Below are 16,478 nucleotides of genomic sequence, written 5' to 3' on the forward strand. Positions count from 1 at the left end.
TTACCATTTTTTTCTGCGTTCGCCGCCTTCACGGTTTCCGCCTTCTCTGCGGCTACCGCCACCAGCGTTTCCGCCACGATCTTCTCGTTTACGTCCAGAAAAGTCTCTGAAACCACCGCCTTCACGATTTCCACCATCACGTCTGTCTCCACCTCTTCTGTCGCCACCACCAAAACTACGGCCGCCACCACTTCTTCTCTCACCACCGCCGAAACCACGTCCGCCGCCTCTGCGTTCTCCACGATCTCCACCTTCACGACCACCATCTCCACTACGTTCAATACGCACGTTACGTCCGTTAAAGTCAACAGCTTTAAAGCCATCAAAAACTTTATCTACAATTGCATCTTCAACTTCAAAGAAAGAGTAAACACCTTTCAGATCAATTTTACCAACGCTCTTGCCACTTACTTTTGCATTGTTGCAAATGAAAGATAACATGTCGCCACGGGTAAACTCATCAACAGAACCTAAATTGATAAATAAACGGGTGTAACCTTCGCTGCTTCTAATGCCGCGGGCACCACGCTCACCTCTGTCGCTTCCACGATCATCAGCCTGAGCATTAAGATCCGGAGCGTTTTGGTAATAATCTAAGAAACGGTTAAACTCTAAAGAAGCAAAACGTTTAATTACTTCTTCTTTTGTTAAATCAGCAAACTCATCCATAATGCGTGGGATATACTGATCAATTTGCTCAGCATTAACTTCAACATTATGAACTTTATGTACTAATGAGAATAATTGTTTTTCACAAACGTCAAATCCAGTTGGCAATTCAGCTTTAGTAAACTGTTTACCGATAATTCTTTCAATCTGACGGATTTTGCCAACCTCTTTAGAGTTGATGATACAGATAGAGATACCAGTTTTACCGGCACGACCAGTACGGCCAGAACGGTGGGTGTAACTCTCAATTTCATCAGGCAAAGCGTAGTTAATTACGTGCGTTACATTGTTTACATCAATACCACGGGCAGCAACATCTGTAGCAATTAATAACTGCATACTGCGCTCACGGAAACGTTGCATAACTTTATCACGTTGTTGTTGTGATAAGTCGCCGTGTAAAGCATCTGCATTGTAACCATCTTTAATTAAATGCTCAGCTACGTCTTGTGTGTCTAATTTAGTTTTGCAGAAAACAACACCGAAAATATCCGGGTTAAAATCTACAATACGTTTAAGGGCAGCATATTTATCTCTGGCACGTACTACATAGTACTCATGTTCGATATTTACGTTACCAGTGTTTTTGGTGCCCATGGTTAACTCTGTAGGGTTTTCCATATAGGTTTTAGCTATACGGCGAACCTCTGCCGGCATGGTAGCCGAGAATAACCAGGTTTTTTTGTCATCAGGTGTAGTTGATAAAATCTCGTTGATGTCTTCCTGGAAACCCATGTTCAACATCTCGTCGGCCTCATCAAGCACAACATATTTAACATTTGAAAAATCAATGGCTTTACGGCCAATGATATCCAACATACGGCCGGGCGTGGCCACTACGATTTGTACGCCATTGCGTATTTCACGTAGTTGTTGCATAATGTTTGCACCACCGTAAACGGCAACTACATGGGCATTAGCAACATTTTTAGAAAAGTTTTTAAGGTCGTTAGCGATTTGCAAACAAAGCTCACGGGTAGGGCATAAAATTAATGCCTGTGGCTTGTTCATCTTAAAATCGATTAGTTCTAACAGCGGCAAACCAAATGCGGCTGTCTTTCCTGTTCCTGTTTGGGCCAAACCAACAAAATCATTAGTGCCTTCTAACAGTACAGGGATACTTTGCTCCTGAATCGGCGTTGGATTTTCAAATCCAAGGTCTTTAATGGCATTAACGACGTCATCACTTATCCCCAATAATTGAAATGGGTTTATCATTCGTCTTCTTTTTTTAATTGAGCCGCAAAGGTACGGTTAATAATCCGTATTTCACAGATAACCAAGTAAATAGTTTTTCGGGTTAAATGTTTGAAAATAAGGAAGTAATACTAAAAAAAGCTGGCGAATGTAAAGCTGAAACACATACTTTACGGTATTATGTGCCTTGATTTAGGAATAAAGCTGGTATTTTTTTATTTGTACAGCGCAAATCATCCAGGCAAATTCAATCAGATTTGAAAAAATATGTTTCAAGTCTATCGGTTTCTGCAGCCCCGTTTTTCGCTATATCTTTTGCTGAAAAAGCAAAAGGATGCCGCTTCACCCGGGTTTACAAAACAATTCCAGTGCTGCTATCTTCTAAAAATGACCAATGTAATTACTAACGTAGGCGTTCAGCAGAACGGATTAAGCGCTCATCTTTGTTGATGCCGAAAATAGCCAGCATACAAAACAATATAGCCAAAGCGGGAAGATAAGCACCAAAACCAAATGCTGCACCATCAATGCCACCAGGTAATTTTTTTGCATAAATACTGCACCAAAAACCAAAAGCAATGATAAGTACAATAGAAAGAACAGCCATGCGCTTTTGTAAGCTCCTTTTTCTAAAATTAAATATGTTTACCAAACAAATAACGGCCACGGCAATGTTTGTAATCAGTAAGGGTAAAAAAGCTTCTGCCTTAATGCCCGATCCACTCTGCCCGGCAGATTTTTGAAATAACCCTGAAGTGTAAATACTGTTTTCAACACTGTTGGCCTCTTTAATTACCAATGGTGAAAACAACATTAAAACTAAGCTGAGAGATGCTAAAAAAAGCCAGATAGATTGTACGCGCTGTATCATGTTAACTTATAATTTAGGCAAACTTAATTATTCTGCTCAACCTTTAAAAAACATTTTTACAGTTGAGGGATATTAATTTCTTTTAATACACCTTATCTAATAGAAGGAAAAAAGTATTTTTGCATCACTTTGAGTCAAAACAGATATTTCATACAGATTGCCTATGATGGCACACTTTATCATGGCTGGCAAACCCAACCCAATGCAGTGGCGGTGCAAGAACTGTTAGATAAAGCCATGTCTACTTATTTTAGGCAACCTGTAGAAACATTGGGTTGCGGACGAACCGATACCGGCGTACATGCAACAGTTTTTTTTGCGCATTTTGATCTCACTGATGTGGCAGAAAGCAAAGTAGTAACCGCAATAGCAGGTATTAATGCCCTTTTACCTTATCAGATAGCGGCTCAGAAAATCATTCCGGTTCTGCCCGAAGCACATGCCAGATTTGATGCAACTGCAAGGGCCTATAAATATTATGTGCATTTTCAGAAAGATCCATTTAAATTAAACCGTTCATGGTTATTAAAAGATCAGTTGGATGTAGATAAAATGAATCAGGCTGCCAATACATTATTCGGGTTTACTGATTTTTCAGCCTTTAGTAAATCCAACACCCAAACCTTTACCAACAATTGCAAAATTATGGAGGCGAGATTTGAGATAGTAGAGGATGGTTTGGTTTTTAATATTAAGGCAGACCGCTTTCTTCGCAATATGGTCAGGGCTATAATGGGTACCCTGGTAAGAGTGGGTAAAGGCGAAATTGACGTGGAAGATTTTAAACAAATAATAGCAAGTAAAAATCGCAGTAAGGCCGGGCAATCGGTACCTGCTTGTGGTTTGTACCTGGTGAAAGTGGAATACCCGTATATATAATTATTGAATTATAGAATTATAGAATTATAGAATGATTGAATGATTGGGTGATTGAATGAGGGATGCGAAATTCACTCCTTAAAATTCATTCATTAATTTAAAAAAAAATGGCAGTAGCAGGCGAAGTATACAACACAGGATTACTTAAACGGATTTTTAAATACGTAAGGCCTTACCGTGCAATTTTTATTTGGTCGGTTATTTTGACCATTCTTTTAGCAGCAGTGTCTCCCGTTAGACCACTTTTAATTAAATATACCCTGGATAAATACATCCTGCCAGGAAATTATGAAGGTTTAGTTACCATGTCGATTTTGATGATTGCCATGCTGATTTTACAAACCCTAATTCAATACAACCACACTTTACTAACCAATACCTTAGGCCAATCGGTTATCCGTGATTTAAGAATCAATGTTTTTAACCACATTACGAAGCTTCGGTTAAAGTTTTTCGATAGAACACCCATCGGGCAACTGATTACCAGGACTGTGTCTGATTTGGAAACTATTGCCGATATTTTTTCTGAAGGATTAATTTCCATGATTGGTGATTCACTTCAGGTGATTGTAATTGTAGCTGTAATGCTGTATACCGATTGGGAGTTGAGCCTCGTTGTATTATTGCCAATTCCGCTATTAATTATGGCTACACGTATATTTCAAAAAGCCATTAAGGTTGCTTTTCAGGAAGTACGTACAGAAGTTTCTAACCTCAATACCTTTCTTCAGGAACACATTACCGGAGTTTCCATTATACAATATTTTGCCAGAGAAAGGCAGGAGTATAAGAAGTTTCACGCCATCAATAAAAGATATCGGGATGCCAATATTCGGTCTAATTGGTACTATTCTATATTTTTTCCTGTAGTAGAGTTGATCTCGGCCATGTCTTTAGGATTATTAGTTTGGTATGGTTCCAGAACAATCCTGGCTAAGCCAGATGTGGTTACTCCAGGTACAATTGCCGAATTTATCCTCTACATCAATATGTTGTTCAGGCCGATAAGAGAATTGGCCGATAAATTTAATACACTCCAAATGGGGATGGTAGGAGCCGAAAGGGTTTTTAAAGTTTTGGATACCGATGAAGTTACACCTAATAATGGTGTGGCAGCCCCAAAGCAGTTAGCCGGTAACATTAGCTTTAAAGATGTTTGGTTTGCCTATAATGATGATCAGTATGTGTTAAAGAACCTCACTTTTGACGTTAAAGCAGGAGAAACCGTGGCTTTAGTGGGGGCTACAGGCGCAGGTAAATCTTCCACCATTAATATTTTAAATCGCTTTTACGAAATCAAAAAAGGCGAAATTACAGTTGATGGAATTCAAATCAATGAATTTGATTTAGATTATCTCCGAAAAAGTATTGCAACAGTATTGCAGGATGTTTTCCTTTTTTCAGATACAATATTAAACAATATTACCCTCAATAATCCTCAAATTGGTTTGGCAGAAGTGATAGAAGCAGCCAAAAAAGTGGGTGCACACGATTTTATTGAGCGTTTACCAGGAGGCTATCAATACAACGTTATGGAAAGAGGAGCAACCCTGTCTGCTGGTCAGGCACAGTTAATTTCCTTCATCCGTGCACTCGTTCATAACCCGGCAATTTTGGTTTTGGATGAAGCAACCTCATCCGTAGATACAGAAACTGAACTGTTGATTCAAAAAGCGATTGATAACCTTATGGACGGACGAACTTCAATCGTGATTGCCCACCGCTTATCTACCATTCAAAAAGCAGATCAAATCATCGTTTTAGATAAAGGAGAGATTAAAGAAAAGGGTACACACCAGGAACTTTTGAAACTAAACGGTTACTACAAGAAACTTTATGAGCTTCAGTTCTCTTCTGAAGGGATTGCCAAAGCATAAATACTTTATTCCGGCAGAATTTCTTAATTTAACCTTTTCTAAAATCTTATCATATGAAGTGGATCAAGGCAACAGCCCTAATGCTGTTTTCAATGTTTGCATTGCAGGTTGCTGCCCAGCAGCAAAAATATGTAATGGTTATTCATGGTGGCGCTGGTACCATCCTCAAAAAGAACATGACACCCGAGAAGGAAGCAGCCTATATTGCAGGTTTAACCCAGGCCTTAAAAGCAGGTTATGCTAAAATAAAAGCAGGAAAGAGTAGTTTAGATGCTGTGGAGGCCACCATTCATGTATTAGAAAATGACCCACATTTTAATGCAGGTAAAGGCGCAGTTTTTACCCATGATGGCCGAAATGAACTCGATGCGGCAATAATGGAGGGTAAAACTTTAAAAGCAGGAGCTGTTGCAGGGGTTACAACTATTAAAAATCCTATTTCTGCCGCCCGGGCTGTAATGGAAAAGTCAGAACACGTGATGATGATTGGCACAGGAGCAGAGCAATTTGCCAGAGAAGCTGGTCTGGAGATTGTTGATCCAAAATATTTTTGGACGCAGGAACGATGGGACGGGTTGCAAAAGGCCATTAAAGCCGATTCTGCTAAGGCTGTTTTAGATCATGGAAGCAAAAAATCGGAGCTTTTAGGAATTAAAAATCACGATTATAAGTTCGGAACCGTAGGCTGCGTAGCCTTAGATCAGGAAGGAAACCTTGCTGCCGGAACTTCAACCGGAGGAATGACCAATAAAAAATATGGCCGGGTTGGAGACGCACCGATTATTGGTTCGGGAACCTACTGCAATAATGAAACTGCCGGAATTTCCTGTACAGGCTGGGGTGAATTTTATATCCGCAATGTGGTGGCTAAAACCATTTCTGATTTAATGGAATACAAAAGCTTATCCGTATCAGAAGCATCAAAGATTGTATTGGATAAAGTAGGTAAAATGGGAGGAGATGGCGGTTTGATTGCTTTAGACAAAAAAGGCAATATCGCTATGCCTTTCAATACCGAAGGGATGTATAGAGGGGCCGTTACTGCTGATGGTAAAATAGAAGTGTTGATTTATAAATAGCACCTGTTTTCAGATTTGCTGATTAAATACAGTACAATTTTCAAAATAGCCCTATATTTCGTGTCCTAAACGAATCAAATGAAATCTGTTATTTCCAATTTAACCTTTCAGGTTTTAGTGGCCATTACTCTGGGTATTATAGTAGGAGCAAGCTTTCCTGCATTTGCGCCAACGGCTAAACTCATCAGTCAGGGTTTTATTAACATGATCAGCATGTTGATTGCTCCGATTATCTTTTTTACCATTGTTTTGGGTATTGCCCACATGGGAGATATGAAAAAAGTTGGTCGTGTAGGAGGAAAGGCACTGTTATATTTTGAAATTGTAAGTACTGTAGCCATAGCGGTTGGTTTACTCGTGGCCAACATCCTTAAACCAGGTGTGGGTATGCAAACAGGCAATGGCGATGCATCGAAAATTGCAGGTTATGCAGAGCAGGCGAAGGACATGAACTGGGGAGAATTTTTTCTTCATATCATTCCACATAATGTAATTGATTCTTTTGCTGAAGGAAATATTCTACAGATTCTGTTTTTTGCTATCCTTTTTGGATATGGACTAAATAAACTCGGAGGGGAGGGCATAGCAGTACTTCATGCTTTTGATAAAATTTCTAAAGTGCTTTTTAGAATCATGAAGGTAGTGATGCGTTTAGCCCCTGTTGGAGCCTTTGGTGGAATGGCTTTTAGCATCGGAACACATGGGCTGCAAAGCATTTTGGGTATGGCAAAACTAATGGGGGCTGTTTACCTCACTTGTTTCCTCTTTATCTTTGTCATTTTGAACGGCATCGCGAGATATTATAAATTTAGCCTATGGCAATATCTTAAATACATCCGTCAGGAAATCTTAATTGTTTTAGGAACATCTTCTTCAGAATCTGCCTTGCCAAGTATGATGCAGAAAATGGAAACCATTGGCTGCGATAAGTCGGTAGTTGGTTTGGTTATACCAACAGGCTATTCCTTTAATCTGGATGGAACAGCCATTTATTTAGCAATGGCGGTAATTTTTCTTTGCCAGGTTTTTAAAATAGATTTGTCGATTGGCCAGCAGCTAACCATTTTAGGGATCCTGATGGTTACCTCAAAAGGTGCAGCAGGTGTTACCGGAAGCGGGTTTATTGTACTGGTATCTACCTTAACCGCGCTGAAAATTATGCCTATTGAGCACATTTCTATTCTGATTGGTGTAGATCGGTTTATGAGCGAAGCCAGGGCAATAACCAACGTAATTGGCAATGGAGTAGCAACCATAGTAATTGCAAAGAGCGAAAGGCAATTTGATGAAGCCAGGTACCAGAAAGCGATAAGGCCTGCGGCGATAGAGCAGAGCGAGGAGGTTTAGTTTTTAGTTTGGAGTTTTCAGTTTGGAGTTGGCAGTTTGGAGTTGGCAGTTTGAGGCGCCCAGACTTTCAACCCACAACCCTCAACTTAGTTTGGAGTTTTTAGTTTGGGGTTTGGAGTTTTCAGCCAGTAACTCACAACTTGTTTATGCGCCCTGACTTAGAACTTATAACCTACAACTTACCACTTTAACCTGGGCGCCCGGACCTGTAACTCTCAACCCGCAACTCACAACATTTTAAGCGGCCAGACTTAGAACTTATAACCTACAACTTACCACTTTAACGCTCAACTTTTTTCCCTACCTTTGCAGTAGAAATAAGCACACAGCTTATTTAATTAATCCAGATCACATTGGCTCAGAAAGAAAATACCCGCTCAGAGAAAAGCGAGTTACATCCCAGGAACAAGCACCGTTCCCGTTACAATTTCAAACAACTTATTGCAACTTCAAAAGAACTGAAACGTTTTGTTTTTTTGAATGATCATAACGAAGAATCGATAGATTTTGCTGATCAGCAAGCAGTTAAAGCACTTAACAAAGCATTGTTGAAGCATTTCTATAATGTTTCTCAGTGGGATATCCCCAAAGATTATTTATGTCCGCCTATTCCCGGACGAGCAGATTATATCCATTATGTTGCCGATTTATTAGGTTCGAGTGATAAAGGTAGAATACCAAAAGGAAACCATGTTAAAGTACTTGATATCGGTACGGGTGCAAATTGTATCTATCCGATAATAGGACATCAGGAATACGGTTGGGATTTTGTTGGATCAGACATCGATCCGCTTTCTATTGAAGCAGCAAAAAGAATTGTTGATGCCAACAAGTCGCTTCAGGGTCACGTTGAGCCCCGGTTACAGCAATCCCGGATGGCTACTTTTAGGGGGATTGTGGGTGCAAAAGAAGAATTTGACCTGACCATCTGTAATCCACCTTTCCATGCATCTTTAAAAGAGGCCGAGCAAGGTACGCGACAAAAATGGAGAAATTTAAAGGGTGAGGCAGAGATTAAGCATGTTTTAAATTTTGGGGGCAATAAAGCTGAGCTTTGGTGCCCCGGAGGAGAGCGTGCTTTTGTGGAGCAGATGATTATTCAAAGTGCTCAGATTCCTAAAAAATGCCTTTGGTTTACATCCTTGGTTTCGAAAAGTGCCAACTTAAGAGGCATTTACAACGCCTTGATTAAGGCCAATGCATTTGAGGTACGCACCGTTCAAATGTCACAAGGACAGAAAATCAGTCGCTTCGTAGCCTGGACTTTCCATAACGATGCCGAACAGGCAGACTGGGCAAAACGATGGAAAACAGAAGCTAAGCCCAAAGCTGAAGCTACTAAATTAGAAGGTTAGTTTTATTTATAAGAAAGGCCAGGTTAGCGATAAGTTAATCTGGCCTTTTTGTCTTCTTTCTCTTGTTGGATGCTTATTTTTTCTCATAAACAATCATGATTACAAGGTCGTTATCTGCATTGGGTTTGATACCATGCGAACTCCCTGGGCGGGTTAATATGGCATCGCCTGGTTTTACCGGGAAAGTTTTACCGTTCATTTGCATGGTGCCGTTTCCAGAAACGATATAGTAAATTTCATCTTCCTTTTGAGGATGGTAGCCAATAGATGAACCAGGCTTTAAGATTCTTTTTTTAAAAACAGTCTTTAGATTTTTTGCCTGAGCAAAGAAGTTAAAGCCAATGGTTTCGCCACCTCCCTGATGTGTGCCAGGCTCTTTCTTCGCTACATCTGCATCATTTTGAAGAATATACTTGCTGGTGTCAGCAGTTTGGGCCTTGGCTTTAAATTGAATGGCCAAAAGACAATATAGGGTTAAGGTAATTGGTAATATTTTTTTTCTCATGTGGTATTGTTTATTATCTGACTGAGCGCTTTCAAATTTTGTCGCTTTGAGCTAAACATTAAGAATGTAAGTCGTTAGCACTTTCAACTTTTCACTTTCAACTTCCAACTAAAATAGGCGTTTAAGTTTTATTTGCCAAGTAATGCTGCATGTTTTGCGCTAAACCCGGGAGGAGCGGGATACTTTTTGGCCAGGATATTTAACCTTTAAGCGGAATAATCCCCAAAAAGATTTTAGCGGATAACGGGGCTACAGTAGCCATAATGGAATTACTTACATTTTCCTGAGAAAAGGCGGTAAATAATATGCTTTTCGGTTTGACTTTCCAGTCAATAATATTAGCTTTGCACAAAAAAAATTGATACATGAGCGTTTTAGTAAATAAAGATTCTAAGGTTATCGTTCAGGGTTTTACCGGAAACGAAGGAACTTACCACGCCGAGCAAATGTTGGCTTATGGTACAAACGTAGTTGGTGGTGTTACACCTGGCAAAGGTGGGCAATCGCATTTAGATAAGCCTGTTTTTAATACTGTTAAGGATGCCGTTGATAAAACTGGCGCCAATGTATCGATCATTTTTGTTCCACCTGCATTTGCTGCAGATGCGATTATGGAAGCTGCTGAAGGTGGTATTAAAGTTATTGTTTGTATTACTGAAGGTATTCCTACTAAAGATATGATCTTGGTTAAAGAATATATCACAGGTCGTGATGTAACTTTAATCGGTCCGAATTGCCCGGGTATTATTACTGCAGATGAGGCTAAAATTGGTATTATGCCAGGTTTCATCTTCAAAAAAGGTAACGTAGGTGTAGTTTCAAAATCTGGAACTTTAACGTACGAAGCGGTAGATCAGGTAGTTAAAGCTGGTTTAGGTATCACAACTGCTATCGGTATCGGTGGTGACCCAATTATTGGAACGCCAACTGTTGAAGCTGTTAAATTGTTAATGAACGATCCGGAAACTCACGGTATCATCATGATTGGTGAAATTGGTGGTGGCATGGAAGCTGAGGCTGCTCGTTGGATTAAAGAACACGGTACTAAACCTGTAGTAGGTTTCATCGCTGGTCAAACTGCGCCTCCGGGACGTAGAATGGGACACGCCGGTGCAATTGTTGGTGGTGCTGATGATACTGCTGCGGCTAAAATGAAAATCATGCGTGAGTGTGGTATCCGCGTAGTGGAAAGCCCTGCTGAAATTGGTGCTGCAATGGCAGAAGAATTAGCCAAGTAAGATTTTAAAGTTTACATAAATGAAAGCGTTTCGATTAATTTCGGGACGCTTTTTTTGTTTTCTGAGTTTTTTGCCACGGAAACACAGGATTCATGGCAAAAGAAAAGGGGAGAAAGAGAAATTTGTTTTTTTCGTTAAAATCATCGTTTATGGATTATTAAATAAGACAAAATAATCTTCCCTGTAAAAATGAAACGGATTTAGTTATTAATGCAGCAATCGAAGTTAAACTTCAGATTTCGTGTCTTCTGAGTTTCCGTGGTAACTCTCCATGGCCAAAATATCATCGCTTTGTAAACACTAATCCGGGCGTTCTTTACAGCAAACCAAAGCCAAATAATCCTCGTATATTGTAATATGAAAACGATGTTAAATAAACTATTTTTGAGCTCGGCTGTTGTTCTGATAACAACGCTTTCAGCTTGCGCCCAAAAGCAGGATAAGCAGGTAAAAAAGGTTAAAGAAACAGAACAAAACATATCAAAAAAGAAAATGAACTGGAATCCATTAACTCCCGAAGAAGAAAGAGTAATTGTTAATAAAGGAACCGAGTATCCCGGAACAGGTAAATATGAACATACTACAGATAAAGGTACTTACACCTGCAAGCGTTGTGATGCTGCATTATATCGCTCAGAGAGCAAGTTTGATGCCCGTTGTGGCTGGCCGGCTTTCGACGATGAAATTAAGGGTGCAGTGAAGCGCATTCCGGATGCTGATGGCTCACGTACAGAAATTGTTTGTGCCAATTGTGGCGCACATTTAGGTCACGTTTTTTTAGGAGAAGGGTTTACCAACAAAGACACTCGTCACTGTGTAAATTCTATTTCTATGAACTTTGTGCCGGATAAAAAATAAGGTGGGTATAGTCGGGTTAGGTAAGGGCGTACAGCTTTAAGTTGTACGCCTTTTTTATGGGCTTTAAAGCCGGTTTTTGCTTCAAATTATTGATTATAAACTAAATGCTTATATTTGCAGGCTAGTTAACAAAGATTTAGCCTATGAAATACCTTCTGTTATTAAGTAGTTTGTTCTTGTTTTTACATGGTAAGGCACAAGATTCGGATTCATCAAATGAGCCAGATAGTATCAAAAAAACAGTTCTCGCAACTTATTATCATAGAAAATTCGAAGGTCATCGAACTACCAGTGGCGCCAAATACAGGGCCAAAAAATTAACAGCAGCACACCGCACTTTACCTTTCGGGACCCTGGTTACCGTTACTAATCCTGATAATGGAAAATCAGTTGTAGTGAAGGTAAATGACAGAGGACCTTTTTCAAAAAGACTGGCGATTGATTTGTCAGAAAGTGCCGCAAAAAAAATAGGAATTTTCCGTAAAGGTATCGCCAAAGTAAAGCTGAGCTACACCCTGGAGTAGTATTCCCTTCAGCTCTAATTATCAGCTCTTTTGAGTCCTGAATTTAAGTTATTAACACTCTTTTTTGTTTGTTAAGTGCTTAAAAAGAAATGATTAGCTTTTTTTTCGCCTGAAAATGATATTTAGCTGATCGTTTTATCCACGAGTTTCAAGGTAGTGTTAACAACTTTGATTCAAATAAAACCCCCTCCGTGTATATATTTGTTATCACAAAGTTCTTTAACTTCTTGCGTTTGAAAACAAATATAAAAGCTTAGTTTTTAGTGATTTATAAGCCGATCTATCTGATTGCATTTTTAAATTTTCCTCAACTAAAAGCTCAGTCGTTTGTCAAACCCACGGGAGTTAGCACTTTCACTACAGCGTTTATTACAAAACATAACAATCGTCATATAAAATTGATGAATGCGGTGCTTTGTCTGCGCTAGATAATTTGAAAACATTAAAGTATCAGCTATGGAACAGGAACTATTACTACAAGAAAACAAGGATCGCTTTGTATTATTACCCATAAAATACCCAAAAGTGTGGGAAATGTATAAAAGAACAGAAGCTAGTTTTTGGACTGCAGAAGAGATTGATCTTTCTGACGACCTTAAACACTGGGAAAATTTAAATGATGGTGAAAGACATTTCATCTCTCATATCCTGGCTTTCTTTGCTGCTAGTGATGGTATTGTAAACGAGAATCTGGCGGTGAACTTCATGAGTGAAGTACAGATTCCGGAGGCACGTTGTTTTTACGGTTTCCAGATTATGATGGAGAATATCCACTCTGAAACTTATGCCTTATTAATTGATACTTATATCAAAGATCCTGAGGAAAAAGATCGCTTATTCCATGCTGTTGAAACCGTTCCGGCTGTTAAAAGAAAGGCTGACTGGGCGTTACGCTGGATTGAGAACGGAACATTTGCTGAACGTTTAGTGGCTTTTGCTGCGGTTGAAGGTATCTTCTTTAGCGGAAGTTTCTGCTCTATCTTCTGGTTAAAGAAACGTGGTTTAATGCCTGGATTAACTTTCAGTAATGAGTTAATTTCAAGAGATGAAGGCTCTCACTGCGAATTTGCATGCTTATTATACAGCATGTTGAGCAATAAGCTGAGTGAAGAACAAGTTCACGGCATTATTAAAGATGCTGTAGAAATTGAAAAAGAATTCATTACCGATGCACTTCCGGTTGCTTTAATCGGTATGAATGCTAAATTAATGAGTCAATACATTGAATTTGTAGCCGATAGATGGTTACAGGAATTGGGCTATAAGAAAGTATACAATGCTACTAATCCTTTCGATTTCATGGAAATGATTTCGCTGCAAGGAAAAACCAATTTCTTCGAGAAACGTGTGGGCGATTATCAAAAAAGTGGCGTGTTAACCGCTGCTGATAATAAAGCACAGGCATTCTCTCTGGATGAAGACTTTTAAATAATTCAGAATTAATGAATGACAAAAGGAGTGAATGCTCGTTTCGTTGTTCAGAAAGCATAAAAACAATATAGCGGATGATGTTGTAAGGGAGGAGGGGAAAACATTTACTCATTCCAAACGCATTCATTCAATAATTAATAAAATTAAATCTCATAAAATATGTTCGTACTAAAAAGAGATGGCCGCAAAGAAGCGGTGCAATTTGACAAGATCACGGCCCGTATTCAAAAGCTGTGCTATGGTTTAAATGCAGACCTGGTTGATCCGATTGACGTAGCCAAAAAGGTTATTGAAGGTTTATATGATGGTGTAACCACATCAGAACTGGATAACCTTGCTGCAGAAACTGCCGCATCCTTAACCACCAAACATCCAGATTATGCTTTGTTGGCTTCGCGTATTGCCGTGTCTAACTTGCATAAAAACACGACTAAATCATTCTCGGGTACAATGAAGATGTTGTACGAATATATTGACCCGAAGGCGCAAAAAGAGGCACCTCTTATCGCTGATGATGTGTATGAGATTATTCAAAAGAACTCTGATATTTTAGACAGTTCTATTATTTACGACCGTGATTTCGGTTTCGATTATTTTGGGTTTAAAACACTTGAAAAATCGTACCTGTTAAAAGTTAACGGTAAAATTGTAGAGCGCCCTCAGCACCTGTTCATGCGTGTTTCCGTAGGTATCCACAAAGAAGATATCGAGAGTGCAATTAAAACTTACAACTTGATGAGTGAGCGTTGGTTTACCCATGCTACACCTACCTTGTTTAACGCAGCTACACCAAAACCACAAATGTCTTCATGCTTCTTGCTAACCATGCAGGACGATAGCATTGAAGGTATATATGACACGCTAAAACAAACCGCTAAGATTTCTCAAAGTGCAGGTGGTATCGGTTTAAGCATTCACAACATTCGCGCAACCGGATCATATATTGGTGGTACAAATGGCACAAGCAATGGCATTATCCCAATGTTACGTGTATTTAACGATACCGCACGTTATGTAGATCAGGGTGGAGGTAAACGTAAAGGTGCTTTCGCAATCTATTTAGAACCTTGGCATGCAGATGTTTTCGAGTTCTTAGACCTGCGTAAAAACCACGGTAAGGAAGAAATGCGTGCCCGCGATTTATTCTATGCACTTTGGATTAACGATTTGTTTATGCAACGTGTTAAGGATAATGGCGAATGGACATTATTCTGCCCACATGAAGCACCAGGTTTGGCAGATTGCTTTGGTAAAGAATTCGAAGAATTATATACCAAATATGAAGCAGAGGGCCGTGGCCGTAAAACCGTAAAAGCACAAGAGCTTTGGTTTGCGATCTTAGATTCGCAAATTGAAACGGGTACACCTTATATGTTGTTTAAAGATGCTGCTAACAGCAAATCAAATCAACAAAACTTAGGAACCATTAAGAGTTCTAACTTGTGTACTGAAATTATCGAGTACACTTCTAAAGATGAAGTTGCAGTTTGTAACTTAGCTTCATTGGCATTACCACGTTTTGTAATCAATGGTCAGTTCGACCACCAAAAATTATATGATGTAACTTATCAGGCTACATTGAATTTGAATAAAATCATCGACCATAACTACTACCCTGTGGTTGAGGCAGAAAACTCGAACCGTCGCCATCGTCCCGTTGGTTTAGGCGTACAAGGCTTGGCCGATGCTTTTATTCTATTGCGCTTACCTTTCGAAAGTGATGAAGCAAAACGCTTAAATAAAGACATTTTCGAAACCATTTATTTCGCTTCTATGACTGCTTCGCATGATTTAGCAGTGAAACATGGTCCTTACGAAACCTTTAAAGGTTCTCCATTATCTAAAGGTAAATTCCAGTTCGACCTTTGGAATGTAACACCAGATAGCGGTCGTTGGGATTGGAATGCGTTGCGTAAAAAAGTAGTTAAGGATGGGGTTTACAACTCATTATTAGTTGCACCAATGCCAACAGCTTCTACCTCACAAATTTTAGGTAACAACGAGTGTTTCGAACCTTATACATCAAATATTTACACCCGTCGTGTATTAAGTGGTGAGTTTGTAGTGGTAAACAAACATTTATTGAAAGATCTGGTAGCACTAGGCTTATGGAATAACGATATGAAGAACAAAATCATATTGGCCAACGGTTCAATCCAGGCGATTCCGGAAATTCCTGATTACATCAAAGAATTGTATAAAACAGTTTGGGAGATCAAAATGCGTAATATCATTGATATGGCTGCTGATCGCGGGGCTTACATTTGTCAGTCACAATCATTAAACTTATTTGTAAACGCACCTAATACCTCAAAACTAACTTCAATGCACTTCTATGCATGGGAAAAAGGATTGAAAACAGGTATGTACTACTTACGTACACAGGCAGCCTCTCAGGCAGTTAAATTCACAGTAGAGAACCAAGGTGGTAAAGCTATTGAAGCTGTTATCCCAGCGGTAATTGACAATGCTGCAGAAGAAATTGTAGAAGGACCGGTTTGTTCAATGGAAGAGGGCTGTATCAGCTGTTCGGGTTAATCCCCAAGTCCCCTAATGGGACCTTCTCAAAGCAATAAAAAAAAAGGTTTTGGACGAAAGTTCAAAACCTTTTTTTTTGCCCCCCCCTCAGCTGTTAAATCCTGTTAAAT

13 protein-coding genes are annotated in these 16,478 nt (G+C 39.4%); 10 read left to right on the top strand and 3 right to left on the bottom strand.

Going from position 1 to position 16,478, the window contains the following annotated elements:
• Together ACQY77_RS18030 and ACQY77_RS18035 are read right to left on the bottom strand one after the other, a co-directional pair.
• Positions 1 to 1,887 (bottom strand): DEAD/DEAH box helicase, encoded by a 1,887-nt coding sequence (locus ACQY77_RS18030; RefSeq protein WP_421940915.1) that lies wholly within the window; start codon positions 1,885 to 1,887, stop codon positions 1 to 3.
• 382 nt (positions 1,888 to 2,269) lie between these two features.
• Entirely contained in the window at positions 2,270 to 2,737 is a 468-nt protein-coding gene (locus ACQY77_RS18035) for a DUF4293 domain-containing protein (RefSeq protein WP_421940914.1), read from the bottom strand.
• A 129-nt stretch (positions 2,738 to 2,866) separates the two neighbouring features.
• Here ACQY77_RS18035 and truA point away from each other — a divergent pair, with 129 nt between their 5' ends.
• The 5 genes from truA to rlmF all read left to right on the top strand — a co-directional run bounded on the left by truA (position 2,867) and on the right by rlmF (position 9,274).
• Positions 2,867 to 3,616, top strand: coding sequence for a tRNA pseudouridine(38-40) synthase TruA (gene truA, locus ACQY77_RS18040; protein WP_421940913.1), 750 nt, complete (start codon positions 2,867 to 2,869; stop codon positions 3,614 to 3,616).
• A 107-nt stretch (positions 3,617 to 3,723) separates the two neighbouring features.
• Positions 3,724 to 5,493 (top strand): ABC transporter ATP-binding protein, encoded by a 1,770-nt coding sequence (locus ACQY77_RS18045; RefSeq protein ID WP_421940912.1) that lies wholly within the window; start codon positions 3,724 to 3,726, stop codon positions 5,491 to 5,493.
• A gap of 53 nt (positions 5,494 to 5,546) precedes the next feature.
• Positions 5,547 to 6,572: an isoaspartyl peptidase/L-asparaginase family protein gene (locus ACQY77_RS18050; RefSeq protein WP_421940911.1), complete on the top strand. Its 1,026-nt coding sequence runs from the start codon at positions 5,547 to 5,549 to the stop codon at positions 6,570 to 6,572.
• Positions 6,573 to 6,650: 78 nt separating this feature from the next.
• Positions 6,651 to 7,919 (top strand): C4-dicarboxylate transporter DctA, encoded by a 1,269-nt coding sequence (gene dctA / locus ACQY77_RS18055; protein WP_421940910.1) that lies wholly within the window; start codon positions 6,651 to 6,653, stop codon positions 7,917 to 7,919.
• 353 nt (positions 7,920 to 8,272) lie between these two features.
• Positions 8,273 to 9,274 (top strand): 23S rRNA (adenine(1618)-N(6))-methyltransferase RlmF, encoded by a 1,002-nt coding sequence (gene rlmF, locus ACQY77_RS18060; protein WP_421940909.1) that lies wholly within the window; start codon positions 8,273 to 8,275, stop codon positions 9,272 to 9,274.
• 73 nt (positions 9,275 to 9,347) lie between these two features.
• Here the strand turns inward: rlmF and ACQY77_RS18065 are convergent, their stop codons facing one another.
• Positions 9,348 to 9,779 carry a cupin domain-containing protein gene (locus tag ACQY77_RS18065; RefSeq protein WP_421940908.1) on the bottom strand — a complete coding sequence of 144 codons (432 nt, stop codon included), beginning with the start codon at positions 9,777 to 9,779 and terminating at the stop codon, positions 9,348 to 9,350.
• A gap of 365 nt (positions 9,780 to 10,144) precedes the next feature.
• Between ACQY77_RS18065 and sucD the strand changes: the two genes are divergently transcribed.
• The 5 genes from sucD to ACQY77_RS18090 all read left to right on the top strand — a co-directional run bounded on the left by sucD (position 10,145) and on the right by ACQY77_RS18090 (position 16,368).
• On the top strand, positions 10,145 to 11,017 hold the full coding sequence (gene sucD, locus ACQY77_RS18070) for a succinate--CoA ligase subunit alpha (protein WP_421940907.1): 873 nt from the start codon (positions 10,145 to 10,147) through the stop codon (positions 11,015 to 11,017).
• 357 nt (positions 11,018 to 11,374) lie between these two features.
• Positions 11,375 to 11,875: a methionine-R-sulfoxide reductase gene (locus ACQY77_RS18075; protein ID WP_421940906.1), complete on the top strand. Its 501-nt coding sequence runs from the start codon at positions 11,375 to 11,377 to the stop codon at positions 11,873 to 11,875.
• A gap of 143 nt (positions 11,876 to 12,018) precedes the next feature.
• Positions 12,019 to 12,399, top strand: a complete 381-nt coding sequence (locus ACQY77_RS18080; RefSeq protein ID WP_421940905.1) for a septal ring lytic transglycosylase RlpA family protein — start codon at positions 12,019 to 12,021, stop codon at positions 12,397 to 12,399.
• 456 nt (positions 12,400 to 12,855) lie between these two features.
• On the top strand, positions 12,856 to 13,827 hold the full coding sequence (locus ACQY77_RS18085) for a ribonucleoside-diphosphate reductase small subunit (RefSeq protein WP_421940904.1): 972 nt from the start codon (positions 12,856 to 12,858) through the stop codon (positions 13,825 to 13,827).
• 162 nt (positions 13,828 to 13,989) lie between these two features.
• Entirely contained in the window at positions 13,990 to 16,368 is a 2,379-nt protein-coding gene (locus tag ACQY77_RS18090; protein WP_421940903.1) for a ribonucleoside-diphosphate reductase subunit alpha, read from the top strand.
• The last annotated feature ends 110 nt before the right edge of the window (positions 16,369 to 16,478 follow it).

Source organism: Pedobacter sp. (assembly GCF_965279535.1).
Classification (GTDB): domain Bacteria; phylum Bacteroidota; class Bacteroidia; order Sphingobacteriales; family Sphingobacteriaceae; genus Pedobacter.

Excerpts from the sequence above, each read along its gene's own strand:
- sucD (WP_421940907.1), top strand. The coding sequence starts at position 10,145 with ATGAGCGTTTTAGTAAATAAAGATTCTAAGGTTATCGTTCAGGGTTTT.
- ACQY77_RS18045 (WP_421940912.1), top strand. The coding sequence starts at position 3,724 with ATGGCAGTAGCAGGCGAAGTATACAACACAGGATTACTTAAACGGATT.
- ACQY77_RS18065 (WP_421940908.1), bottom strand. The coding sequence starts at position 9,779 with ATGAGAAAAAAAATATTACCAATTACCTTAACCCTATATTGTCTTTTG.
- ACQY77_RS18090 (WP_421940903.1), top strand. The coding sequence starts at position 13,990 with ATGTTCGTACTAAAAAGAGATGGCCGCAAAGAAGCGGTGCAATTTGAC.
- ACQY77_RS18050 (WP_421940911.1), top strand. The coding sequence starts at position 5,547 with ATGAAGTGGATCAAGGCAACAGCCCTAATGCTGTTTTCAATGTTTGCA.
- ACQY77_RS18035 (WP_421940914.1), bottom strand. The coding sequence starts at position 2,737 with ATGATACAGCGCGTACAATCTATCTGGCTTTTTTTAGCATCTCTCAGC.
- dctA (WP_421940910.1), top strand. The coding sequence starts at position 6,651 with ATGAAATCTGTTATTTCCAATTTAACCTTTCAGGTTTTAGTGGCCATT.
- ACQY77_RS18080 (WP_421940905.1), top strand. The coding sequence starts at position 12,019 with ATGAAATACCTTCTGTTATTAAGTAGTTTGTTCTTGTTTTTACATGGT.
- ACQY77_RS18030 (WP_421940915.1), bottom strand. The coding sequence starts at position 1,887 with ATGATAAACCCATTTCAATTATTGGGGATAAGTGATGACGTCGTTAAT.
- ACQY77_RS18075 (WP_421940906.1), top strand. The coding sequence starts at position 11,375 with ATGAAAACGATGTTAAATAAACTATTTTTGAGCTCGGCTGTTGTTCTG.
- ACQY77_RS18085 (WP_421940904.1), top strand. The coding sequence starts at position 12,856 with ATGGAACAGGAACTATTACTACAAGAAAACAAGGATCGCTTTGTATTA.